Here is a 24138-nt window from a genome sequence, read left to right on the forward strand (position 1 = left end):
AAAGCCCTATAGGGTGGCTTCGCACCACCTTTAGAAAGAAGAATAACGTGAAATTTAATGAATTTAACTTGTCTGCTGAATTGCTAGCAGAGATTGAAAAAGCTGGATTTGTAGAAGCCAGTCCCATCCAAGAACAGACCATTCCCTTGGCTCTCGAAGGAAAAGACGTTATCGGTCAAGCTCAGACTGGTACAGGGAAAACCGCAGCCTTTGGTTTGCCAACCCTTGAAAAAATCCGTACAGAAGAGGCGACCATCCAAGCCTTGGTTATCGCTCCAACTCGTGAACTCGCTGTCCAAAGTCAAGAGGAACTGTTCCGCTTTGGACGTAGCAAAGGAGTGAAAGTTCGCTCAGTTTACGGTGGTTCCAGCATTGAAAAACAAATTAAAGCTCTTAAATCGGGTGCCCACATCGTGGTAGGAACACCAGGCCGTCTCTTGGACTTGATTAAACGCAAGGCCTTGAAATTACAAGATATTGAAACTCTGATTCTTGACGAAGCGGACGAAATGCTCAATATGGGCTTCCTTGAAGACATTGAAGCCATCATTTCCCGTGTCCCTGAAAATCGTCAAACCTTGCTCTTTTCAGCAACCATGCCAGATGCTATCAAACGTATCGGTGTTCAGTTTATGAAAGACCCTGAACATGTCAAGATTGCTGCCAAGGAATTGACAACAGAATTGGTAGATCAGTACTATATCCGTGTTAAAGAGCAAGAAAAATTTGATACTATGACACGTCTTATGGATGTGGAACAACCAGAACTTGCTATTGTATTTGGTCGTACCAAACGCCGTGTAGATGAATTGACTCGTGGACTTAAAATTCGTGGCTTCCGTACAGAAGGAATTCATGGCGACTTAGACCAAAACAAACGTCTTCGTGTCCTTCGTGATTTTAAAAATGGCAATCTTGATGTTCTAGTTGCGACAGACGTGGCAGCACGTGGTTTGGATATCTCAGGTGTGACCCATGTCTATAACTACGATATTCCACAAGATCCTGAAAGTTATGTTCACCGTATCGGTCGTACAGGTCGTGCTGGTAAGTCAGGTCAATCTATTACTTTCGTAGCACCAAATGAAATGGGCTACCTTCAAATCATCGAAAACTTGACTAAGAAACGCATGAAAGGCTTGAAACCAGCGACAGCAGAAGAAGCCTTCCAAGCTAAGAAACAAGTAGCGCTCAAGAAAATCGAACGAGACTTCGCAGACGAAGCAATTCGTGGGAACTTTGAGAAATTTGCTAAAGATGCTCGTAAGTTAGCAGCAGAATTCAGTCCAGAAGAATTGGCTATGTATATCTTGAGTCTGACAGTCCAAGATCCAGACAGCCTGCCTGAAGTGGAGATTGCGCGTGAAAAACCACTGCCATTTAAACCATCAGGTAATGGCTTTGGTGGTAAAGGCAAGGGAGGTCGAGGAGGCCGTCGTGGGGACGATCGTCGAGACCGTGATCGCCGTGGTGGTCGCCGTGATGATTTCAAAAAAGGCAGTCGTGGAAATGATCGTTTTGATAAAGACAGACGTTACCGTAATAAAGACAATAAAAAACCTCGCAACACTTCAAGCGAAAAGAAGACCGGCTTTGTTATTCGTAACAAAGGAGACAAATAGAAAAAAGCGATTCACACTGTGAATCGCTTTTATATATAAGGAGACCGATAGTAAAAGAAGATGGTGATAGTAAAGGATAGGTGAAACGGAAAGGGATTTATCATGTCATCTTCTTATAATGTTATAATATCAAAAATAAAATAGGATGTCAATAAAAAAATCGCTTTTTTTCTAAAATATTTTTGCTGTTCAAAATTGCAATTAAATAAGCAATTTTCAGATAATTATTGAAATAAAGACTTTTCTATGTTATAATGGAAGCGATTATATGCGAGGTAAAAAATGGCACATTTATTAGAAAAAACAAGAAAAATCACGTCTATTCTAAAGCGCTCTGAGGAGCAACTTCAAGATGAGCTTCCTTACAATGCGATTACACGCCAGTTAGCAGATATTATTGACTGTAACGCTTGTATTGTGAATAACAAGGGACGTCTCTTGGGCTACTTTATGCGTTATAAGACAAATAATGACCGTGTAGAACAGTTCTTCCAAACCAAAACCTTCCCTGAGGTCTATGTACAAGGGGCAAACATGATTTATGATACGGAAGCCAATCTTCCTGTTGAACATGATTTGACCATTTTCCCTGTAGAGAGCCGTGCGGACTTTCCAGATGGTTTGACGACCATCGCTCCGATTCATGTATCAGGGATTCGCCTAGGTTCGTTGATCATTTGGCGCAATGACAAGAAATTTGAAGATGAAGATTTGATCCTTGTTGAGATTGCGAGCACGGTTGTGGGAATTCAACTATTGAACTTCCAACGTGAAGAAGATGAGAAAAATATTCGCCGTCGTACGGCTGTTACCATGGCGGTCAACACCCTTTCCTATTCAGAACTTCGTGCCGTATCAGCTATTTTAGCTGAATTGGATGGAAATGAAGGGCAGTTGACTGCGTCTGTTATTGCAGACCGTATTGGCATTACACGCTCAGTTATTGTCAATGCGCTTCGTAAATTGGAGTCTGCGGGAATTATTGAGAGTCGTTCATTAGGAATGAAGGGGACTTATCTCAAAGTTCTAATTGGTGATATTTTTGAGGAAGTGAAAAAGAGGGACTACTAATGGCAAAAGCTTTAATCTCGATTGACTATACAGAGGATTTCGTAGCAGACCATGGAAAGCTAACTGCTGGCGCACCCGCTCAAGCAATATCAAAAGCCATTGATCAGGCAACCAGATTAGCTTTTGATCGTGGAGACTATGTCTTTTTCACCATTGATGCTCATGAGGAGAAGGATACATTCCACCCAGAAAGCAAGCTCTTTCCACCACACAACATCATCGGAACTAGTGGGCGTAACCTTTATGGCCCCCTAGCTGACTTTTATGCTGAGCATGAGGCGGATAGTCGCGTCTTTTGGATGGACAAGCGTCACTATTCAGCATTTTCAGGAACGGACTTAGATATCCGTTTGCGAGAACGTCGGGTTGATACTGTTATCTTAACAGGTGTTTTGACGGATATTTGTGTTCTTCATACGGCGATTGATGCCTATAATTTAGGTTATCAAATCGAGATTGTCAAGCCTGCAGTTGCCTCTATTTGGCCAGAAAATCATCAGTTTGCTCTTGGGCATTTTAAGAACACATTGGGAGCAAAATTACTGGATGAAAACCTTGCTGAAATTGAACTATAAGACTGTTGGAAAAATGAAAAAAATCTGAAAAAAGTGTTGACAAAGATTTTGAAAGTTGATATACTAGTAAAGTAATCGACGCGGGGATGGCGGAATTGGCAGACGCGCAGGACTAAGGATCCTGTGACCGCTTTAGGTCGTGAGGGTTCAAGTCCCTCTCTCCGCATAGGGTAAGAGTTAGCTTTGGCTAGCTCTTTTTGTTTTTACAAAGAAAACTAGAGGCTACGTTTCGTGTATCGAAAATATTGGCATCAAGAACAGTTCATTGTATCAGAACATTTAAACTGAGTTTTCCATTTCATTCTATCAAGAATATCCTCAAACATAAGTCAGAAAATGAAGAACTTAGGAGATGGAAAAATACCTAGCTGAAAGATGATGTCCAACATTTATTGAATGGAATGGATTATAGATTAGTAAATTGTTTATCTGTATATGAAGAAAAGTTAGCGCTTGCTAGCTTTTTTGTTTTTTCAAAAAATAAATCAAAAAAATTTTTCGATTTCATAAACATTTCATATTTGGATTTTATAATAGTCTTACAAATATGGAGGTGACAAATGAATCCAATCCAAAGAGCTTGGGCTTATGTCAGCAGAAAACGACTGAGAAGTTTTATTTTATTTCTGATTTTATTTGTCCTTTTAGCAGGAATTTCAGCCTGTTTGACTCTGATGAAGTCCAACAAAACAGTAGAAAGCAATCTTTACAAATCACTCAACACATCTTTTTCTATCAAAAAGATAGAAAATGGACAGACCTTCAAGTTGTCAGACCTAGCATCCGTGAGCAAGATTAAGGGACTGGAAAATGTCTCTCCTGAACTTGAGACGGTCGCAAAACTGAAAGACAAGGAAGCGGTGAGTGGTGAGCAGAGCGTAGAACGTGATGATTTGTCAGCTGCAGACAAGAACTTGGTTAGCTTAACGGCTCTCGAGGATTCATCCAAGGATGTCACCTTTACCAGTTCGGCTTTCAATCTAAAAGAAGGGCGACACCTTCAAAAAGGGGACTCCAAGAAAATCCTCATCCACGAAGAGTTGGCCAAGAAGAATGGTCTTTCGCTTCACGACAAGATTGGCTTGGATGCTGGTCAGTCCGAAGCTGGAAAGGGGCAAACAGTAGAGTTTGAAATTGTCGGCATCTTTTCTGGTAAAAAACAAGAAAAGTTCACAGGCTTGTCTTCCGACTTCAGTGAAAACCAGGTCTTTACAGACTATGAAAGTAGCCAAACCCTTCTGGGAAATAGTGAACCGCAGGTCAGTGCAGCGCGCTTCTATGTAGAAAATCCTAAGGAAATGGACGGACTCATGAAGCAGGTGGAAAACTTGGCTTTGGAAAGTCAAGGCTACCAAGTCGAGAAGGAAAACAAGGCCTTTGAGCAAATCAAAGACTCAGTGGCAACCTTCCAAACCTTCCTCACCATCTTCCTTTATGGGATGTTGATAGCAGGAGCAGGAGCCTTAATTTTGGTCTTGTCCCTCTGGTTGAGAGAAAGGGTCTACGAAGTGGGGATTCTACTCGCACTTGGAAAAAGCAAGAGTTCGATCTTCCTCCAGTTCTGTTTAGAGGTAGTTTTGGTATCTCTTGGAGCTTTGCTTCCAGCATTTGTTGCAGGAAATGCCATCACATCCTATCTACTCCAAACTGTACTAGCCAGTGGAGATCAGGCAACCTTACAGGACACGCTGGCCAAAGCAAGTGGTCTATCAACCAGTCTCCTATCCTTTGCAGAATCCTATGTCTTTCTGCTCCTGATTGGTTGCTTATCAGTAGCCCTTTGTTTCCTATTCTTATTTAGAAAATCGCCGAAAGAAATTTTATCATCTATTAGTTAAGAAGGAGAAATCATGACTTTATTACAATTGCAAGATGTTACCTACCGTTATAAGAACACTGCTGAAGCAGTTTTATATCAGATCAAGTATAATTTTGAACCCGGAAAATTTTATAGTATCATTGGTGAGTCAGGAGCAGGAAAATCTACTCTCTTGTCCCTACTGGCTGGTCTAGATAGTCCTGTTGAAGGTTCTATCCTTTTCCAAGGAGAGGACATTCGGAACAAGGGGTATTCATACCATCGCATGCACCATATTTCTCTGGTCTTTCAAAATTATAACTTGATAGATTATCTTTCTCCGCTGGAAAATATCCGCTTGGTCAACAAAAAAGCAAGCAAGGATACACTTCTTGAGCTTGGTTTGGATGAAAGTCAGATCAAGCGGAACGTTCTCCAGTTATCAGGTGGTCAACAGCAACGTGTAGCCATCGCTCGCAGTTTAGTCTCAGAAGCTCCAGTTATTCTAGCTGATGAGCCAACAGGAAATCTGGACCCTAAAACTGCCGGAGATATTATCGAACTGCTCAAATCACTTGCCGAGAAAACAGGTAAATGTGTGATCGTCGTCACCCACAGTAAAGAAGTGGCACAAGCGTCTGATATTACACTTGAGTTGAAGGACAAGAAACTGACTGAAACTCGCAATACTACTAAATAATATGAGCTTGTTTTGATAGAATTATTAAATCAAATCTAGAAAGGGAACCTATGTTACACAACGCATTTGCCTATGTTACAAGGAAGTTTTTCAAATCGATTGTTATCTTCCTGATTATTCTCCTCATGGCGAGCTTGAGTTTGGTCGGCTTGTCGATCAAGGGAGCTACTGCCAAGGCTTCTCAGGAGACCTTTAAAAATATCACCAATAGCTTCTCCATGCAAATCAATCGTCGAGTCAATCAAGGGACGCCACGTGGTTCTGGGAATATCAAGGGTGAGGATATCAAAAAAATCACCGAAAACAAGGCCATCGAGTCTTATGTTAAACGCATCAACGCTATCGGAGATTTGACTGGATATGATCTCATCGAAACGCCAGAAACCAAGAAAAATCTCACTGCAGACCGTGCCAAGCGTTTTGGAAGTAGTTTGATGATTACAGGTGTCAATGACTCCTCTAAAGAAGATAAGTTTGTCTCTGGCTCATATAAGCTGGTTGAAGGTGAGCACCTAACCAACGACGACAAAGACAAGATCCTCATGCACAAGGACTTGGCAGCCAAACACGGATGGAAAGTCGGAGATAAGGTCAAACTAGACTCCAATGTTTACGATGCAGACAATGAAAAAGGTGCCAAGGAAACAGTTGAAGTGACAATCAAGGGACTCTTTGATGGTCACAATAAGTCAGCAGTAACCTATTCACAAGAACTCTATGAAAATACAGCTATCACAGACATTCACACAGCTGCAAAACTTTATGGATACACAGAAGACACAGCTATTTATGGGGACGCAACCTTCTTTGTAACAGCAGACAAGAACTTGGATGACGTCATGAAAGAGTTGAATGGTATCAGTGGTATCAACTGGAAGAGCTACACACTTGTGAAGAGCTCCTCTAACTACCCAGCTCTAGAGCAATCCATCTCTGGTATGTACAAGATGGCCAACCTCCTCTTCTGGGGTAGCTTGAGCTTCTCAGTTCTTCTCCTTGCCCTCTTGCTCAGTCTTTGGATCAATGCCCGTCGCAAGGAAGTAGGAATCCTCCTCTCTATCGGTCTCAAGCAGGCAAGTATCTTGGGGCAATTCATTACCGAATCTATCTTGATTGCCATCCCTGCTCTCGTTTCTGCTTACTTCCTAGCCAACTACACAGCTCGTGCCATCGGAAATACTGTTCTTGCCAATGTCACTTCAGGTGTTGCCAAGCAAGCCAGTAAGGCTGCTCAAGCCTCTAATCTTGGTGGTGGTGCAGAAGTAGATGGCTTTAGCAAGACCTTGTCGAGCTTAGATATTTCCATTCAGACATCAGACTTTATCATCGTCTTTGTCCTTGCTTTGGTTCTAGTGGTTCTCGTTATGGCGCTTGCTTCAAGCAATCTCCTCAGAAAACAACCAAAAGAGCTCTTGCTCGATAGCGAATAAAAAACTTGCTACCTATTCTCCCCTAAATGGGGTATAATATAGGTAGCATTTTTATCTATTTCATCTTGATAATACTCTTCGAAAATCAAATTCAAACCACGTCAGCNCACATGACATTGATATTTTCTTTGCGGATCCAGGATGTCCTGGTCAACGAGGTCTCAATGAACATTCTAATGGCTTATTAAGACGAAATGGATTACCGAAACAAATGGATTTTACTAATATTTCTCAAAATTATTTATCAGCTATAGCTGATAAAAGAAATAGAATTCCTAGAAAATCATTGAATTATCAATCACCCTACCAAGTTTTTCTGAGTTACTTGAAAAGTCTAGCTTAATTTGACAATTTAGGATTAGCTCCCAAGAGCTAGAAGTCACAGACCCAGATGGGATTGTGGCAAAGCTCCAAGTCACCTAGTTAAATACGAGATCATCCCCCATCTGTTAAAGATACGGGGATTTTGTTTTTCTGATGAGAAAGCCAGATTGTTATATTTCCGCTTCCAAAATGATGGTATAATAATTAAAAGAAAGGTGTAGATATGTTAGCTAAAAATATAATCTATTTAGAAACGTCATCTATCTTTGACTGGGTACAAATTATTTCCTACTTATCAAGAGAGGAAAAGGAAGTGATGTACCAAGTTGCAAATGACAGAATTAAGCGCTTGTTTAAAGTCGAAAATGAATTTTATCTTTGTACGATTTTTTACAATGAGCAAGTTCAAGAGATATGTATCCAGGCGGAAAATCAGCCTATTTTTTCTGCTGAGGCTAGAAAAGTTATTAGCAATTTTGTCAGAGATTGGTTGGATTTAGATCAGTTGTTAGATGACTTTTATCAGTTTGCACAAGAAGATAATATTTTATCTCCTTTGGTTCAGAAGTTTTACGGACTTCGTTTGATTGGTGTCCCAGATTTTTATGAGGCTATTACTTGGGGAATTTTAGGACAGCAGGTAAATCTTGCTTATGCTTATACCCTAAAAGAACGTTTTGTCAAGAAATATGGCGAAGCTTTTCACTATAACCATGAAACTTACTGGCTTTATCCAAAGCCTGAGATGGTTGCAAATAGTGTGGCTGAGGAGTTATTGGAGTTGCAAATGACTCGTAAAAAAGCAGAATATTTACAAACAATATCAATGCTCTTGTATCAGGGGACCATTTCAAGAAGTTATTATCAAAAGTTAGATACAGCTGAGCAAATTGAAAAAGAGTTGCTTAAACTTTACGGTGTCGGTCCGTGGACGGCTCATTATGTGATGATGCGATGTTTTCGTATACAATCGGCTTTTCCGATGGCTGACATTGGATTGCAGAATGGCATATCTTATATACTTGGTCTAGATGAGAAACCGTCTAAGGAATTGCTATTAAAGTTAAAAAAAGAGTGGGGCACATGGTGTTCATATGCAGTTTTTTATATTTGGCGTTTACTTTATTAGTTGATTTTCATCGAAAAGGAGAAGAAATGTACAAAACTTATTACAAATCCCCAATCGGCCGTATTCTCATCTTGACAGACGGAAATGCCTTGCTGGGACTTTGGCTTGAGGAACAGAAATATTTTGGGGCAGGCTACGATTTGGAGCAAGCGCAACAGGAAGAGACAGAAGTCAGCCGACGCGTCTCTGCTTGGCTGGATGCTTATTTCAAGGGAGAAAATCCCGCGACAGATGAAATTCTATTGGCACCTCAAGTGACTGAGTTTAGAAGCAAGGTTCTGACAGTGCTGCAGAAGATTCCCTATGGGCAAACGGCTACCTATTCAGATATTTTGCGGGAGTTGCAGGCTGAGTATGGAAAAATTGGCTCTGCTAGAGCAGTTGGTAGCGCCATCGGTCATAATCCCATTTCCCTTCTGATTCCCTGCCACCGGATTGTCGGAAGCGACGGCAAATTGACCGGTTATGCCGGCGGCCTTGATAAAAAATCCTTCTTGTTGAAACTAGAGGCAGGGGAGAAAACAAGAGAATGACTGTTTTAAACTATTGATAAGCTAAAAAAGCATCGTTCGGTGCTTTTTAACTTACTTTAAATATGGTAAAATGGATGTGATTAAAATAGGAAAAGAGTATAAAATGGCGAAAAAATCAAACGCAAATATTGGATTTGAAAAGGAACTATGGGATGCTGCAGATTCACTTCGGGGGCACATTTCAGCGTCAGAGTACAGAAAAGTTATTGTCGGTCTCATCTTTTTAAAATATGTATCAGATGCTTTTGAAGAAAAATACCAACAATTACTTGCAGAGGGTGACGGATTTGAGAATGATCCTGATGCATATTCAGAGGAGAATATTTTCTTCGTCCCTGAAATAGCTAGATGGCAATTTATTGCGAGTCATGCCCATTCTTCGGAAATTGGCACAGTCTTGGATTCAGCTATGCGTGAAATTGAAAAGGATAATCCTAGTCTAGAGAATGTCCTTCCTCAAATCTATGCAAGTCCAGACTTAGATAAGCGAGTTTTAGGGGAAGTTGTAGATATTTTTACTAATATTCAAATGTATGAAGGTGAGAATGAAAAAGATTTACTTGGGCGTGCTTATGAATATTGTATTGAACAGTTTGCGGCATATGAAGGAAAACGAGGCGGTGAATTTTATACTCCGACCAGTATCGTAAAAACGATTGTAGAAATATTAAAGCCTTATAGAGGCCGTGTTTATGATCCTGCTTGTGGCTCAGGTGGTATGTTTGTTCAGTCAGCTAAGTTTATAGAGAATCATAGTGGGAATATTAATAATTTATCTGTTTTTGGTCAAGAATCTAATGCAGATACTTGGAAGATGGCCAAGATGAACATGGTTATCCGAGGTATTGATGCGGATTTTGGTGAGCACCAAGCGAACAGCTTTTTCAATGATTTACATCCGACACTAAAAGCTAACTATATCATGGCTAATCCCCCTTTTAATATTTCCAACTGGGGAGCAGATAAACTGCAAGATGATATTCGCTGGAAATACGGAACGCCACCTAATAGCAATGCAAACTATGCTTGGATTCAGCACATGATTCATCACATGGATCCTAGTAATGGCAAGGTTGGCTTGGTTCTGGCAAACGGCTCACTCTCATCGACTCAGAGCGGTGAAGGGGACATTCGTAAAAAAATTATCGAAGATGACTTAATTGAGGGAATTATAGCTCTTCCAGCTAATCTCTTTTACAGTGTAACTATTCCAGCCTGTCTCTGGTTTATCAGTAAAAATAAAAAACAAAAAGGAAAGACGCTGTTTATCGATGCTCGAAATATGGGAGAAATGATTGACCGTAAGCATCGCGACTTTATCGACGAAGACATTAAGAAGTTGGCAGATACCTTTGAAGCCTTTCAAAATGGAAACCTTGAAGATGTTAAAGGTTTTTGTGCGTCTGTTGAAACAGCAGAAATTGCAAAGCAAGATTTTATTCTTACGCCAGGGCGTTATGTAGGTATTGAGGAAAAAGAAGATGACGGAGAACCATTTGAAGAGAAGATGGACCGACTGACGACAGAACTATCAGAACTTTTTATTAAATCCCATAAATTAGAAGATGAGATTCGAGAAAGATTGGGGGAGATTGGGTTTGAAATATAAGGAGGTAAATTTAGGTGAACTTGTTAGCTTTGTTTCAAAAGGTATTCCACCAAAATATATTGAGACTAAATCCGATAATACTATCGTTGTACTTAATCAAAGGACGAATAGAAATTTTCAAATTGATTACTCTTTGTCACGGTTAAATGATTTATTGAAGAAAAAAGTACCTACAAATAAGATACTAATAGATTATGATATTTTGATAAATTCTACAGGCGTTGGAACAGCAGGACGAGTTGCTCAATTAGTAAAAGTACCTGAATTGACTACTGTAGATGGACATATGATAATTGTTAGACCAGATGAAGAGAAAATAGATCCTTTGTATTTAGGTTATGCTCTTAAAGCACAACAAGTAAAAATTGAAGGATTACAAGAAGGATCAACTGGGCAGACTGAGTTAAATCGACAACGATTATTGAATGATATTATTATACAATTTCCTGAATCAAGAAAATTACAACAAGATATTTCCAGACTATTCTTTTCACTTGATGAAAAGATTGAGAATAATAAAAAGATAAATCATCATTTAGCGGCTATTAGTAAGAATTATTTGAAGATTTTCTATTCAAGTAATTCTATTAAATTAGGAGATATATTTGAATTAAAATCAGGCTATGCGTTTAAGAGTAAAGACTGGGTTGACGAAGGTAAACCAGTAATCAAAATAAAAGATATAGATGGGATAACTGTTGATATTACTAATCTAAATTATGTAAAAAATAAGTCTCAATTATCAAAGGCTTCAAACTTTGAGGTGTTTGGAAAAGAAATTGTAATGGCTCTAACGGGGGCGACTACTGGAAAAATCGGCGTTATTCCAAAAAATTTTAAGGGATATGTAAATCAGCGTGTTGGTTTATTTTATGCTAAAACAGAACTTTCTTATGCAGTCCTTTGGTCTATTTTGCAACAGCAAAATATAATTACAGACTTAATCAAACTTTCTAGCGGTTCTGCACAAGCAAACTTGAGTCCATTTTCAGTGAATAGTTATGACTTGAATGTAACATTTAAAGATTTAATTGAGTTAGACAAAGTACTCTCTCCTCTTTATGAGTTATTTTGTTTCAACCTTTCAGAAATTCAAAGGTTATCTAAACTAAGAGATACTCTCCTACCCAAACTTTTATCTGGTGAACTCTCTGTCAATCAAGCCAGTAAATGATGATTTATCGTTTTAAGCTATCCATAGANTAAGTTAACATTTATCTTCCTCCTATTCGCATTTCATTCTAGCACAAGAAAAAAACTTTTGCACAATTCTGCTACGAAAAGGAAAGAAAAAAAAACGCTTTCCAGGCAAAAAACTAGTAATTTTTCAACAATCTTGATAAACTAAAATCCTATCTTTTTTTATATAAAATAGAATAAATGTTCGAAAATAGGAGATTTTATGAAATCGAATCGTTATGTTATTGCCTTTTCTGGAGTCATTTTGCACTTAATGCTGGGGTCCACTTATGCTTGGAGTGTTTATCGCAATCCTATTATTGAAAAAACGGGATGGGATCAGGCTTCTGTTGCCTTCGCCTTTAGTCTGGCAATCTTTTGTTTGGGATTATCGGCTGCATTTATGGGGCGTTTGGTAGAAAAATTTGGACCGAGAGTCATGGGGAGTCTATCTGCTTTTCTATACGCAGGTGGAAATATCTTAACAGGATTTGCAATAGACCGTCAGGAACTGTGGTTGTTGTATCTCGCTTATGGCATTTTAGGTGGGCTTGGTTTGGGAGCAGGCTATATTACCCCTGTGTCAACGATTATAAAATGGTTTCCTGATAAACGTGGTCTCGCAACAGGTTTAGCGATTATGGGGTTTGGTTTTGCTTCTTTATTGACTAGTCCCATAGCGCAACATCTCATCGCAGTGGTAGGGCTTGTAGAAACATTTTATATTTTAGGTGCAAGTTACTTTATTATCATGCTCCTAGCTTCACAATTCATTAAGCGTCCAAATGAGCAAGAGCTTGCAATTTTATCTGTTTCAGGGAAAGAAAAAACAGCCTCTTTGACGCAAGGAATGGCTGCAAATCAGGCCTTGAAAAGCAATCGGTTTTATATACTTTGGATTATTTTCTTTATCAACATAGCTTGTGGTTTAGGCTTAATTTCAGCGGCATCGCCAATGGCACAGGAGATGGCTGGCTTGTCTACAAGTCATGCAGCAGTAATGGTGGGCGTTTTAGGGATTTTCAATGGGTTTGGTCGTTTGCTCTGGGCGAGTTTATCTGACTATATCGGTCGCCCTCTAACCTTTAGTATATTACTGCTTGTCAATCTTTTCTTTTCTCTCTCACTTTGGCTCTTTACAGATTCCGTTTTATTTGTAGTCGCTATGTCTATTTTGATGACTTGCTATGGAGCTGGTTTTTCATTGATTCCGGCTTATCTAAGTGATATTTTTGGAACCAAGGAATTGGCCGCTCTGCATGGATATATTTTAACAGCTTGGGCAATGGCTGGTTTAGCAGGGCCTATTTTATTAGCAGAGACTTATAAAATGGCTCATTCTTACACACAAACCTTGTTCGTTTTTCTCATTTTATATAGTATAGCCTTGGCTTTGTCTTATTATCTAGGTTGTTCAATCAAAAAGGAAAGCCAAAAACCGCTTACATGATTTTCTAGAGAAATTGGACTATCTTTTGCTTCTCTCTTGTGTTATACTAGATAAGTTGCAAAGAAACCAGTACTTTTCTTTCGTGGAAAAGAAGCAACACGGTATCTCATTTTTGTACAAGATACGTCATGAAAAGAAAAGTATAAACTAAAGCCCTATAGGGTGGCTTCGCACCACCTTTAGAAAGAAGAATAACGTGAAATTTAATGAATTTAACTTGTCTGCTGAATTGCTAGCAGAGATTGAAAAAGCTGGATTTGTAGAAGCCAGTCCCATCCAAGAACAGACCATTCCCTTGGCTCTCGAAGGAAAAGACGTTATCGGTCAAGCTCAGACTGGTACAGGGAAAACCGCAGCCTTTGGTTTGCCAACCCTTGAAAAAATCCGTACAGAAGAGGCGACCATCCAAGCCTTGGTTATCGCTCCAACTCGTGAACTCGCTGTCCAAAGTCAAGAGGAACTGTTCCGCTTTGGACGTAGCAAAGGAGTGAAAGTTCGCTCAGTTTACGGTGGTTCCAGCATTGAAAAACAAATTAAAGCTCTTAAATCGGGTGCCCACATCGTGGTAGGAACACCAGGCCGTCTCTTGGACTTGATTAAACGCAAGGCCTTGAAATTACAAGATATTGAAACTCTGATTCTTGACGAAGCGGACGAAATGCTCAATATGGGCTTCCTTGAAGACATTGAAGCCATCATTTCCCGTGTCCCTGAAAATCGTCAAACCTTGCTCTTTTCAGCAACCATGCCAGATGCTATCAAACGTATCGGTGTTCAGTTTATGAAAGACCCTGAACATGTCAAGATTGCTGCCAAGGAATTGACAACAGAATTGGTAGATCAGTACTATATCCGTGTTAAAGAGCAAGAAAAATTTGATACTATGACACGTCTTATGGATGTGGAACAACCAGAACTTGCTATTGTATTTGGTCGTACCAAACGCCGTGTAGATGAATTGACTCGTGGACTTAAAATTCGTGGCTTCCGTACAGAAGGAATTCATGGCGACTTAGACCAAAACAAACGTCTTCGTGTCCTTCGTGATTTTAAAAATGGCAATCTTGATGTTCTAGTTGCGACAGACGTGGCAGCACGTGGTTTGGATATCTCAGGTGTGACCCATGTCTATAACTACGATATTCCACAAGATCCTGAAAGTTATGTTCACCGTATCGGTCGTACAGGTCGTGCTGGTAAGTCAGGTCAATCTATTACTTTCGTAGCACCAAATGAAATGGGCTACCTTCAAATCATCGAAAACTTGACTAAGAAACGCATGAAAGGCTTGAAACCAGCGACAGCAGAAGAAGCCTTCCAAGCTAAGAAACAAGTAGCGCTCAAGAAAATCGAACGAGACTTCGCAGACGAAGCAATTCGTGGGAACTTTGAGAAATTTGCTAAAGATGCTCGTAAGTTAGCAGCAGAATTCAGTCCAGAAGAATTGGCTATGTATATCTTGAGTCTGACAGTCCAAGATCCAGACAGCCTGCCTGAAGTGGAGATTGCGCGTGAAAAACCACTGCCATTTAAACCATCAGGTAATGGCTTTGGTGGTAAAGGCAAGGGAGGTCGAGGAGGCCGTCGTGGGGACGATCGTCGAGACCGTGATCGCCGTGGTGGTCGCCGTGATGATTTCAAAAAAGGCAGTCGTGGAAATGATCGTTTTGATAAAGACAGACGTTACCGTAATAAAGACAATAAAAAACCTCGCAACACTTCAAGCGAAAAGAAGACCGGCTTTGTTATTCGTAACAAAGGAGACAAATAGAAAAAAGCGATTCACACTGTGAATCGCTTTTATATATAAGGAGACCGATAGTAAAAGAAGATGGTGATAGTAAAGGATAGGTGAAACGGAAAGGGATTTATCATGTCATCTTCTTATAATGTTATAATATCAAAAATAAAATAGGATGTCAATAAAAAAATCGCTTTTTTTCTAAAATATTTTTGCTGTTCAAAATTGCAATTAAATAAGCAATTTTCAGATAATTATTGAAATAAAGACTTTTCTATGTTATAATGGAAGCGATTATATGCGAGGTAAAAAATGGCACATTTATTAGAAAAAACAAGAAAAATCACGTCTATTCTAAAGCGCTCTGAGGAGCAACTTCAAGATGAGCTTCCTTACAATGCGATTACACGCCAGTTAGCAGATATTATTGACTGTAACGCTTGTATTGTGAATAACAAGGGACGTCTCTTGGGCTACTTTATGCGTTATAAGACAAATAATGACCGTGTAGAACAGTTCTTCCAAACCAAAACCTTCCCTGAGGTCTATGTACAAGGGGCAAACATGATTTATGATACGGAAGCCAATCTTCCTGTTGAACATGATTTGACCATTTTCCCTGTAGAGAGCCGTGCGGACTTTCCAGATGGTTTGACGACCATCGCTCCGATTCATGTATCAGGGATTCGCCTAGGTTCGTTGATCATTTGGCGCAATGACAAGAAATTTGAAGATGAAGATTTGATCCTTGTTGAGATTGCGAGCACGGTTGTGGGAATTCAACTATTGAACTTCCAACGTGAAGAAGATGAGAAAAATATTCGCCGTCGTACGGCTGTTACCATGGCGGTCAACACCCTTTCCTATTCAGAACTTCGTGCCGTATCAGCTATTTTAGCTGAATTGGATGGAAATGAAGGGCAGTTGACTGCGTCTGTTATTGCAGACCGTATTGGCATTACACGCTCAGTTATTGTCAATGCGCTTCGTAAATTGGAGTCTGCGGGAATTATTGAGAGTCGTTCATTAGGAATGAAGGGGACTTATCTCAAAGTTCTAATTGGTGATATTTTTGAGGAAGTGAAAAAGAGGGACTACTAATGGCAAAAGCTTTAATCTCGATTGACTATACAGAGGATTTCGTAGCAGACCATGGAAAGCTAACTGCTGGCGCACCCGCTCAAGCAATATCAAAAGCCATTGATCAGGCAACCAGATTAGCTTTTGATCGTGGAGACTATGTCTTTTTCACCATTGATGCTCATGAGGAGAAGGATACATTCCACCCAGAAAGCAAGCTCTTTCCACCACACAACATCATCGGAACTAGTGGGCGTAACCTTTATGGCCCCCTAGCTGACTTTTATGCTGAGCATGAGGCGGATAGTCGCGTCTTTTGGATGGACAAGCGTCACTATTCAGCATTTTCAGGAACGGACTTAGATATCCGTTTGCGAGAACGTCGGGTTGATACTGTTATCTTAACAGGTGTTTTGACGGATATTTGTGTTCTTCATACGGCGATTGATGCCTATAATTTAGGTTATCAAATCGAGATTGTCAAGCCTGCAGTTGCCTCTATTTGGCCAGAAAATCATCAGTTTGCTCTTGGGCATTTTAAGAACACATTGGGAGCAAAATTACTGGATGAAAACCTTGCTGAAATTGAACTATAAGACTGTTGGAAAAATGAAAAAAATCTGAAAAAAGTGTTGACAAAGATTTTGAAAGTTGATATACTAGTAAAGTAATCGACGCGGGGATGGCGGAATTGGCAGACGCGCAGGACTAAGGATCCTGTGACCGCTTTAGGTCGTGAGGGTTCAAGTCCCTCTCTCCGCATAGGGTAAGAGTTAGCTTTGGCTAGCTCTTTTTGTTTTTACAAAGAAAACTAGAGGCTACGTTTCGTGTATCGAAAATATTGGCATCAAGAACAGTTCATTGTATCAGAACATTTAAACTGAGTTTTCCATTTCATTCTATCAAGAATATCCTCAAACATAAGTCAGAAAATGAAGAACTTAGGAGATGGAAAAATACCTAGCTGAAAGATGATGTCCAACATTTATTGAATGGAATGGATTATAGATTAGTAAATTGTTTATCTGTATATGAAGAAAAGTTAGCGCTTGCTAGCTTTTTTGTTTTTTCAAAAAATAAATCAAAAAAATTTTTCGATTTCATAAACATTTCATATTTGGATTTTATAATAGTCTTACAAATATGGAGGTGACAAATGAATCCAATCCAAAGAGCTTGGGCTTATGTCAGCAGAAAACGACTGAGAAGTTTTATTTTATTTCTGATTTTATTTGTCCTTTTAGCAGGAATTTCAGCCTGTTTGACTCTGATGAAGTCCAACAAAACAGTAGAAAGCAATCTTTACAAATCACTCAACACATCTTTTTCTATCAAAAAGATAGAAAATGGACAGACCTTCAAGTTGTCAGACCTAGCATCCGTGAGCAAGATTAAGGGACTGGAAAATGTCTCTCCTGAACTTGAGACGGTCGCAAAACTGAAAGACAAGGAAGCGGTGAGTGGTGAGCAGAGCGTAGAACGTGATGATTTGTCAGCTGCAGACAAGAACTTGGTTAGCTTAACGGCTCTCGAGGATTCATCCAAGGATGTCACCTTTACCAGTTCGGCTTTCAATCTAAAAGAAGGGCGACACCTTCAAAAAGGGGACTCCAAGAAAATCCTCATCCACGAAGAGTTGGCCAAGAAGAATGGTCTTTCGCTTCACGACAAGATTGGCTTGGATGCTGGTCAGTCCGAAGCTGGAAAGGGGCAAACAGTAGAGTTTGAAATTGTCGGCATCTTTTCTGGTAAAAAACAAGAAAAGTTCACAGGCTTGTCTTCCGACTTCAGTGAAAACCAGGTCTTTACAGACTATGAAAGTAGCCAAACCCTTCTGGGAAATAGTGAACCGCAGGTCAGTGCAGCGCGCTTCTATGTAGAAAATCCTAAGGAAATGGACGGACTCATGAAGCAGGTGGAAAACTTGGCTTTGGAAAGTCAAGGCTACCAAGTCGAGAAGGAAAACAAGGCCTTTGAGCAAATCAAAGACTCAGTGGCAACCTTCCAAACCTTCCTCACCATCTTCCTTTATGGGATGTTGATAGCAGGAGCAGGAGCCTTAATTTTGGTCTTGTCCCTCTGGTTGAGAGAAAGGGTCTACGAAGTGGGGATTCTACTCGCACTTGGAAAAAGCAAGAGTTCGATCTTCCTCCAGTTCTGTTTAGAGGTAGTTTTGGTATCTCTTGGAGCTTTGCTTCCAGCATTTGTTGCAGGAAATGCCATCACATCCTATCTACTCCAAACTGTACTAGCCAGTGGAGATCAGGCAACCTTACAGGACACGCTGGCCAAAGCAAGTGGTCTATCAACCAGTCTCCTATCCTTTGCAGAATCCTATGTCTTTCTGCTCCTGATTGGTTGCTTATCAGTAGCCCTTTGTTTCCTATTCTTATTTAGAAAATCGCCGAAAGAAATTTTATCATCTATTAGTTAAGAAGGAGAAATCATGACTTTATTACAATTGCAAGATGTTACCTACCGTTATAAGAACACTGCTGAAGCAGTTTTATATCAGATCAAGTATAATTTTGAACCCGGAAAATTTTATAGTATCATTGGTGAGTCAGGAGCAGGAAAATCTACTCTCTTGTCCCTACTGGCTGGTCTAGATAGTCCTGTTGAAGGTTCTATCCTTTTCCAAGGAGAGGACATTCGGAACAAGGGGTATTCATACCATCGCATGCACCATATTTCTCTGGTCTTTCAAAATTATAACTTGATAGATTATCTTTCTCCGCTGGAAAATATCCGCTTGGTCAACAAAAAAGCAAGCAAGGATACACTTCTTGAGCTTGGTTTGGATGAAAGTCAGATCAAGCGGAACGTTCTCCAGTTATCAGGTGGTCAACAGCAACGTGTAGCCATCGCTCGCAGTTTAGTCTCAGAAGCTCCAGTTATTCTAGCTGATGAGCCAACAGGAAATCTGGACCCTAAAACTGCCGGAGATATTATCGAACTGCTCAAATCACTTGCCGAGAAAACAGGTAAATGTGTGATCGTCGTCACCCACAGTAAAGAAGTGGCACAAGCGTCTGATATTACACTTGAGTTGAAGGACAAGAAACTGACTGAAACTCGCAATACTACTAAATAATATGAGCTTGTTTTGATAGAATTATTAAATCAAATCTAGAAAGGGAACCTATGTTACACAACGCATTTGCCTATGTTACAAGGAAGTTTTTCAAATCGATTGTTATCTTCCTGATTATTCTCCTCATGGCGAGCTTGAGTTTGGTCGGCTTGTCGATCAAGGGAGCTACTGCCAAGGCTTCTCAGGAGACCTTTAAAAATATCACCAATAGCTTCTCCATGCAAATCAATCGTCGAGTCAATCAAGGGACGCCACGTGGTTCTGGGAATATCAAGGGTGAGGATATCAAAAAAATCACCGAAAACAAGGCCATCGAGTCTTATGTTAAACGCATCAACGCTATCGGAGATTTGACTGGATATGATCTCATCGAAACGCCAGAAACCAAGAAAAATCTCACTGCAGACCGTGCCAAGCGTTTTGGAAGTAGTTTGATGATTACAGGTGTCAATGACTCCTCTAAAGAAGATAAGTTTGTCTCTGGCTCATATAAGCTGGTTGAAGGTGAGCACCTAACCAACGACGACAAAGACAAGATCCTCATGCACAAGGACTTGGCAGCCAAACACGGATGGAAAGTCGGAGATAAGGTCAAACTAGACTCCAATGTTTACGATGCAGACAATGAAAAAGGTGCCAAGGAAACAGTTGAAGTGACAATCAAGGGACTCTTTGATGGTCACAATAAGTCAGCAGTAACCTATTCACAAGAACTCTATGAAAATACAGCTATCACAGACATTCACACAGCTGCAAAACTTTATGGATACACAGAAGACACAGCTATTTATGGGGACGCAACCTTCTTTGTAACAGCAGACAAGAACTTGGATGACGTCATGAAAGAGTTGAATGGTATCAGTGGTATCAACTGGAAGAGCTACACACTTGTGAAGAGCTCCTCTAACTACCCAGCTCTAGAGCAATCCATCTCTGGTATGTACAAGATGGCCAACCTCCTCTTCTGGGGTAGCTTGAGCTTCTCAGTTCTTCTCCTTGCCCTCTTGCTCAGTCTTTGGATCAATGCCCGTCGCAAGGAAGTAGGAATCCTCCTCTCTATCGGTCTCAAGCAGGCAAGTATCTTGGGGCAATTCATTACCGAATCTATCTTGATTGCCATCCCTGCTCTCGTTTCTGCTTACTTCCTAGCCAACTACACAGCTCGTGCCATCGGAAATACTGTTCTTGCCAATGTCACTTCAGGTGTTGCCAAGCAAGCCAGTAAGGCTGCTCAAGCCTCTAATCTTGGTGGTGGTGCAGAAGTAGATGGCTTTAGCAAGACCTTGTCGAGCTTAGATATTTCCATTCAGACATCAGACTTTATCATCGTCTTTGTCCTTGCTTTGGTTCTAGTGGTTCTCGTTATGGCGCTTGCTTCAAGCAATCTCCTCAGAAAACAACCAAAAGAGCTCTTGCTCGATAGCGAATAAAAAACTTGCTACCTATTCTCCCCTAAATGGGGTATAATATAGGTAGCATTTTTATCTATTTCATCTTGATAATACTCTTCGAAAATCAAATTCAAACCACGTCAGCTTCACCTTGCCGTACTCAAGTACAGCCTGCGGCTAGCTTCCTAGTTTGCTCTTTGATTTTCATTGAGTATAAGGACTCTTCTTATCAGGATGAAACAGAGAAGATTTACAAGAAATTTAAAGGAATGTGAAACGTTTTTTCTATGAAAATTTTAATTGTAGAAGATGAAGAGATGATCCGTGAGGGAATCAGTGACTATTTGACGGATTGTGGTTATGAAACCATTGAGGCAGCAGATGGACAAGAAGCTCTGGAAAAATTTTCCAGCTATGAAGTAGCCCTAGTACTGCTGGATATCCAGATGCCCAAGCTCAATGGCCTCGAAGTCCTAGCAGAGATTCGTAAGACCAGTCAGGTTCCTGTCTTGATGCTGACCGCCTTTCAGGATGAAGAATACAAGATGAGCGCCTTTGCCTCTCTGGCAGACGGCTATCTGGAAAAACCCTTCTCCCTGTCTCTCTTAAAAGTGAGGGTGGATGCAATTTTCAAGCGAAACTACGATACGGGACGAGTCTTCTCCTATAAGGATACCAAGGTGGATTTTGAGAGTTACAGTGCAAGCCTCGCAGGTCAAGAAGTGGCCATTAATGCCAAAGAGTTGGAAATTCTGGACTATCTGGTGAAAAATGAGGGACGGGCCTTGACTCGTTCTCAGATTATCGATGCTGTCTGGAAGGCAACAGATGAGATTCCTTTTGATCGTGTCATTGATGTCTATATCAAGGAACTGCGGAAAAAGCTAGACTTGGATTGTATCCTTACTGTGCGCAACGTTGGTTATAAATTGGAGAGAAAATGAAACGAACAGGTTTATTTACAAAGATATTTATCTATACCTTCTCGATTTTTAGTGTTCTGGTTATTTGTCTTCATTTAGCCATTTATTTTCTCTTTCCGTCAACTTATCTAAGCCATCGTCAGGAAACCATTGACCAGAAAGCGACAGCCATTGCCCAGTACCTGGATGGAAAAGATAGGCAGAATATTGAGCAAGTCTTAGACTTGTATTCCCAGACCAGTGATATCAAAGGAGCTGTCAAGGGAGAGATGACCGAGGACAAGTTAGAAGTCAAGGACAATCTTCCTCTGGATACGGACCGCCAGACTACCTCTCTCTTTATTGAGGAGCGTGAGGTGAAAACGCAAGATGGTAGCACTATGACTCTCCAGTTTTTAGCGTCCATGGACTTGCAAAAAGAAGCAGAGCAGATCAGTCTCCAGTTTCTTCCCTATACTTTGTTGGCATCCTTTCTGATTTCCCTCTTGGTGGCCTACATCTATGCTCGGACCATTGTTGCCCCTATTTTGGAAATCAAGCGGGTGACCCGTCGGATGATGGATTTGGATGCCCAAGTGCGATTGCGCGTGGATTCTAAGGATGAGATAGGTGATCTCAAGGAACAAATCAATAGCCTTTACCAGCATCTCTTGACTGTTATTGCGGACTTGCATGACAAGAATGAAGCTATTCTCCAGCTGGAGAAGATGAAGGTTGAGTTCCTACGAGGGGCTTCTCATGAACTGAAAACCCCTCTGGCTAGTCTCAAAATCCTAATCGAAAATATGAAAGAAAATATCGGTCGTTATAAGGATAGAGACCATTATCTTGGAGTTGCCTTGAGGATTGTGGACGACCTCAGTCACCACGTTCTCCAGATATTGTCTCTCTCTTCTGTGCAGGAATTGCGAGACGAGAAAGAAGAGGTTGACCTCCTTCAGATGACGCAAAGTTTGGTCAAGGATTATGCTTTGCTCGCCAAGGAGCGAGAACTTCAGGTAGACATTAGCCTAACCCATCAGCAGGCTTACATAAACCCATCTGTCATGAAACTGATATTATCGAATCTCATCAGCAATGCTATCAAGCACTCCACTCCAGGTGGTTTGGTTCATATCGGCGAGAGAGAAGGAGAACTCTTTATCGAGAATAGCTGTAGTCCTGAAGAACAAGAAAAACTGGCCCAGTCTTTTTCTGAAAATGCTAGTCGTAAGGCCAAGGGTTCGGGGATGGGACTCTTTGTGGTCAAAAGTTTATTAGAACACGAGAAATTACCTTATCATTTTGAGATGCAGGATGCTCGATTGACCTTCTTCATACGTTATCCCAAAGTCACTCAGGACTAAGGAGAAGAAAGGGGTTACATTGATTGGATTGGAAGAAATTCAATCTAAAGTATGGGAAAAACTAGCTTTTTTTATCAAAAAGTGATAAAATGAACAATGTAAATGGGATGTCCCAAAAAATATATAGGAGGCCTGACAAATGGCAATCGTTTCAGCAGAAAAATTTGTCCAAGCAGCTCGTGACAACGGTTATGCAGTTGGTGGATTTAACACAAACAACCTTGAGTGGACTCAAGCTATCTTGCGTGCAGCAGAAGCTAAAAAAGCTCCAGTTTTGATCCAAACTTCAATGGGTGCTGCTAAATACATGGGTGGTTACAAAGTTGCTCGCAACTTGATCGCTAACCTTGTTGAGTCAATGGGTATCACTGTACCAGTAGCTATCCATCTTGACCACGGTCACTACGAAGATGCACTTGAGTGTATCGAAGTTGGTTACACTTCAATCATGTTTGACGGTTCACACCTTCCAGTTGAAGAAAACCTTAAATTGGCTAAAGACGTTGTTGAAAAAGCACACGCTAAAGGTATCTCAGTAGAAGCTGAAGTTGGTACTATCGGTGGTGAAGAAGACGGTATCATCGGTAAAGGTGAATTGGCTCCAATCGAAGACGCTAAAGCAATGGTTGCAACTGGTATCGACTTCTTGGCAGCTGGTATCGGTAACATCCACGGTCCTTACCCAGCAAACTGGGAAGGTCTTGACCTTGACCACTTGAAGAAATTGACAGAAGCTCTTCCAGGCTTCCCAATCGTATTGCACGGTGGTTCAGGTATTCCTGATGACCAAATCCAAGCAGCTATCAAACTTGGTGTTGCGAAAGTTAACGTTAACACTGAATGCCAAATCGCATTCGCTAACGCAACTCGTAAATTTGCTCGTGACTACGAAGCAAACGAAGCAGAATACGACAAGAAAAAACTCTTCGACCCACGTAAATTCTTGGCTGACGGTGTAAAAGCTATCCAAGCATCAGTTGAAGAACGTATCGACGTATTCGGTTCAGAAGGTAAAGCATAATCTAGCTGAACAATACAGATGAAACCTGCCCATTGGGTGGGTTTTTTGTGTCTGGATATATAGCGAATATACTGTAGAAGAACCAATCTTAAGTTGCTAAAAGGTTCTATTTTTTGTACAAT

General features: G+C 40.6%; 20 protein-coding genes, 2 tRNA genes and 1 pseudogene. All 23 read left to right on the forward strand.

Annotation, left to right across the window (positions count from 1 at the left end; all coding sequences use genetic code 11):
* Window positions 1-47 precede the first annotated feature (47 nt).
* The 23 genes and pseudogenes from AB2B49_RS02455 (at window position 48) to AB2B49_RS02565 (ending at window position 24016) form a co-directional block, all read left to right on the forward strand.
* Window positions 48-1622: a DEAD/DEAH box helicase gene (locus tag AB2B49_RS02455; protein WP_254733821.1), complete on the forward strand. Its 1575-nt coding sequence runs from the start codon at window positions 48-50 to the stop codon at window positions 1620-1622.
* Between the two features lie 282 nt (window positions 1623-1904).
* Window positions 1905-2693 (forward strand): GTP-sensing pleiotropic transcriptional regulator CodY, encoded by a 789-nt coding sequence (gene codY / locus AB2B49_RS02460; protein ID WP_000940725.1) that lies wholly within the window; start codon window positions 1905-1907, stop codon window positions 2691-2693.
* On the forward strand, window positions 2693-3268 hold the full coding sequence (locus tag AB2B49_RS02465) for a cysteine hydrolase family protein (RefSeq protein WP_007520431.1): 576 nt from the start codon (window positions 2693-2695) through the stop codon (window positions 3266-3268). The genes codY (AB2B49_RS02460) and AB2B49_RS02465 overlap by 1 nt, the downstream gene beginning before the upstream one ends.
* 80 nt (window positions 3269-3348) lie before the next feature.
* Window positions 3349-3434, forward strand: a tRNA-Leu gene (locus AB2B49_RS02470).
* A 394-nt stretch (window positions 3435-3828) separates the two neighbouring features.
* Window positions 3829-5106: an ABC transporter permease gene (locus tag AB2B49_RS02475; RefSeq protein ID WP_049505227.1), complete on the forward strand. Its 1278-nt coding sequence runs from the start codon at window positions 3829-3831 to the stop codon at window positions 5104-5106.
* A 12-nt stretch (window positions 5107-5118) separates the two neighbouring features.
* Entirely contained in the window at window positions 5119-5766 is a 648-nt protein-coding gene (gene vex2 / locus AB2B49_RS02480) for an ABC transporter ATP-binding subunit Vex2 (RefSeq protein WP_000173735.1), read from the forward strand.
* Between the two features lie 50 nt (window positions 5767-5816).
* Window positions 5817-7196: an ABC transporter permease subunit Vex3 gene (gene vex3, locus AB2B49_RS02485; protein WP_042902562.1), complete on the forward strand. Its 1380-nt coding sequence runs from the start codon at window positions 5817-5819 to the stop codon at window positions 7194-7196.
* Between the two features lie 107 nt (window positions 7197-7303).
* Window positions 7304-7539, forward strand: a pseudogene (locus AB2B49_RS02490) (transposase); the annotation flags it as partial.
* Window positions 7540-7743: 204 nt separating this feature from the next.
* Complete coding sequence (locus AB2B49_RS02495; RefSeq protein ID WP_076984400.1) at window positions 7744-8649, forward strand: DNA-3-methyladenine glycosylase family protein; 906 nt, start codon at window positions 7744-7746, stop codon at window positions 8647-8649.
* Between the two features lie 26 nt (window positions 8650-8675).
* On the forward strand, window positions 8676-9182 hold the full coding sequence (locus tag AB2B49_RS02500; protein ID WP_076984401.1) for a methylated-DNA--[protein]-cysteine S-methyltransferase: 507 nt from the start codon (window positions 8676-8678) through the stop codon (window positions 9180-9182).
* A 103-nt stretch (window positions 9183-9285) separates the two neighbouring features.
* Window positions 9286-10791 carry a type I restriction-modification system subunit M gene (locus AB2B49_RS02505; protein ID WP_076984402.1) on the forward strand — a complete coding sequence of 502 codons (1506 nt, stop codon included), beginning with the start codon at window positions 9286-9288 and terminating at the stop codon, window positions 10789-10791.
* On the forward strand, window positions 10781-11965 hold the full coding sequence (locus AB2B49_RS02510) for a restriction endonuclease subunit S (protein WP_320691887.1): 1185 nt from the start codon (window positions 10781-10783) through the stop codon (window positions 11963-11965). The genes AB2B49_RS02505 and AB2B49_RS02510 overlap by 11 nt, the downstream gene beginning before the upstream one ends.
* A gap of 228 nt (window positions 11966-12193) precedes the next feature.
* A complete protein-coding gene (locus tag AB2B49_RS02515; protein WP_254733820.1) occupies window positions 12194-13420 on the forward strand; it encodes an L-lactate MFS transporter in 1227 nt (408 codons plus the stop codon).
* Between the two features lie 196 nt (window positions 13421-13616).
* On the forward strand, window positions 13617-15191 hold the full coding sequence (locus AB2B49_RS02520) for a DEAD/DEAH box helicase (RefSeq protein ID WP_254733821.1): 1575 nt from the start codon (window positions 13617-13619) through the stop codon (window positions 15189-15191).
* Between the two features lie 282 nt (window positions 15192-15473).
* Window positions 15474-16262 (forward strand): GTP-sensing pleiotropic transcriptional regulator CodY, encoded by a 789-nt coding sequence (gene codY, locus AB2B49_RS02525; RefSeq protein ID WP_000940725.1) that lies wholly within the window; start codon window positions 15474-15476, stop codon window positions 16260-16262.
* On the forward strand, window positions 16262-16837 hold the full coding sequence (locus tag AB2B49_RS02530) for a cysteine hydrolase family protein (RefSeq protein WP_007520431.1): 576 nt from the start codon (window positions 16262-16264) through the stop codon (window positions 16835-16837). The genes codY (AB2B49_RS02525) and AB2B49_RS02530 overlap by 1 nt, the downstream gene beginning before the upstream one ends.
* A gap of 80 nt (window positions 16838-16917) precedes the next feature.
* Window positions 16918-17003, forward strand: a tRNA-Leu gene (locus AB2B49_RS02535).
* Between the two features lie 394 nt (window positions 17004-17397).
* Window positions 17398-18675, forward strand: coding sequence for an ABC transporter permease (locus AB2B49_RS02540; RefSeq protein WP_049505227.1), 1278 nt, complete (start codon window positions 17398-17400; stop codon window positions 18673-18675).
* A gap of 12 nt (window positions 18676-18687) precedes the next feature.
* On the forward strand, window positions 18688-19335 hold the full coding sequence (vex2, locus tag AB2B49_RS02545; protein WP_000173735.1) for an ABC transporter ATP-binding subunit Vex2: 648 nt from the start codon (window positions 18688-18690) through the stop codon (window positions 19333-19335).
* Between the two features lie 50 nt (window positions 19336-19385).
* Window positions 19386-20765 carry an ABC transporter permease subunit Vex3 gene (vex3, locus tag AB2B49_RS02550; RefSeq protein ID WP_042902562.1) on the forward strand — a complete coding sequence of 460 codons (1380 nt, stop codon included), beginning with the start codon at window positions 19386-19388 and terminating at the stop codon, window positions 20763-20765.
* A 248-nt stretch (window positions 20766-21013) separates the two neighbouring features.
* The gene (gene vncR / locus AB2B49_RS02555; RefSeq protein WP_049505226.1) at window positions 21014-21670 is read left to right on the forward strand and encodes a response regulator transcription factor VncR; all 657 of its coding nucleotides are present in this window, start codon (window positions 21014-21016) and stop codon (window positions 21668-21670) included.
* Window positions 21667-22995 carry a sensor histidine kinase VncS gene (vncS, locus tag AB2B49_RS02560; RefSeq protein WP_320691888.1) on the forward strand — a complete coding sequence of 443 codons (1329 nt, stop codon included), beginning with the start codon at window positions 21667-21669 and terminating at the stop codon, window positions 22993-22995. The genes vncR and vncS overlap by 4 nt, the downstream gene beginning before the upstream one ends.
* Window positions 22996-23134: 139 nt before the next feature.
* A complete protein-coding gene (locus tag AB2B49_RS02565) occupies window positions 23135-24016 on the forward strand; it encodes a class II fructose-bisphosphate aldolase (RefSeq protein ID WP_001018995.1) in 882 nt (293 codons plus the stop codon).
* Window positions 24017-24138: the final 122 nt, after the last annotated feature.

It is taken from the genome of Streptococcus jiangnanensis (assembly GCF_040888325.1).
Lineage (GTDB): Bacteria > Bacillota > Bacilli > Lactobacillales > Streptococcaceae > Streptococcus > Streptococcus jiangnanensis.

What these genes read in the sequence shown, in the direction of transcription:
- vex2 (WP_000173735.1), top strand. Translation starts at nt 18,688, where the DNA reads ATGACTTTATTACAATTGCAAGATGTTACCTACCGTTATAAGAACACT.
- AB2B49_RS02495 (WP_076984400.1), top strand. Translation starts at nt 7,744, where the DNA reads ATGTTAGCTAAAAATATAATCTATTTAGAAACGTCATCTATCTTTGAC.
- codY (WP_000940725.1), top strand. Translation starts at nt 15,474, where the DNA reads ATGGCACATTTATTAGAAAAAACAAGAAAAATCACGTCTATTCTAAAG.
- vncR (WP_049505226.1), top strand. Translation starts at nt 21,014, where the DNA reads ATGAAAATTTTAATTGTAGAAGATGAAGAGATGATCCGTGAGGGAATC.
- vex3 (WP_042902562.1), top strand. Translation starts at nt 5,817, where the DNA reads ATGTTACACAACGCATTTGCCTATGTTACAAGGAAGTTTTTCAAATCG.
- AB2B49_RS02465 (WP_007520431.1), top strand. Translation starts at nt 2,693, where the DNA reads ATGGCAAAAGCTTTAATCTCGATTGACTATACAGAGGATTTCGTAGCA.
- AB2B49_RS02515 (WP_254733820.1), top strand. Translation starts at nt 12,194, where the DNA reads ATGAAATCGAATCGTTATGTTATTGCCTTTTCTGGAGTCATTTTGCAC.
- AB2B49_RS02565 (WP_001018995.1), top strand. Translation starts at nt 23,135, where the DNA reads ATGGCAATCGTTTCAGCAGAAAAATTTGTCCAAGCAGCTCGTGACAAC.
- AB2B49_RS02505 (WP_076984402.1), top strand. Translation starts at nt 9,286, where the DNA reads ATGGCGAAAAAATCAAACGCAAATATTGGATTTGAAAAGGAACTATGG.
- AB2B49_RS02500 (WP_076984401.1), top strand. Translation starts at nt 8,676, where the DNA reads ATGTACAAAACTTATTACAAATCCCCAATCGGCCGTATTCTCATCTTG.
- vncS (WP_320691888.1), top strand. Translation starts at nt 21,667, where the DNA reads ATGAAACGAACAGGTTTATTTACAAAGATATTTATCTATACCTTCTCG.
- AB2B49_RS02475 (WP_049505227.1), top strand. Translation starts at nt 3,829, where the DNA reads ATGAATCCAATCCAAAGAGCTTGGGCTTATGTCAGCAGAAAACGACTG.
- AB2B49_RS02530 (WP_007520431.1), top strand. Translation starts at nt 16,262, where the DNA reads ATGGCAAAAGCTTTAATCTCGATTGACTATACAGAGGATTTCGTAGCA.
- AB2B49_RS02540 (WP_049505227.1), top strand. Translation starts at nt 17,398, where the DNA reads ATGAATCCAATCCAAAGAGCTTGGGCTTATGTCAGCAGAAAACGACTG.
- vex3 (WP_042902562.1), top strand. Translation starts at nt 19,386, where the DNA reads ATGTTACACAACGCATTTGCCTATGTTACAAGGAAGTTTTTCAAATCG.
- codY (WP_000940725.1), top strand. Translation starts at nt 1,905, where the DNA reads ATGGCACATTTATTAGAAAAAACAAGAAAAATCACGTCTATTCTAAAG.
- vex2 (WP_000173735.1), top strand. Translation starts at nt 5,119, where the DNA reads ATGACTTTATTACAATTGCAAGATGTTACCTACCGTTATAAGAACACT.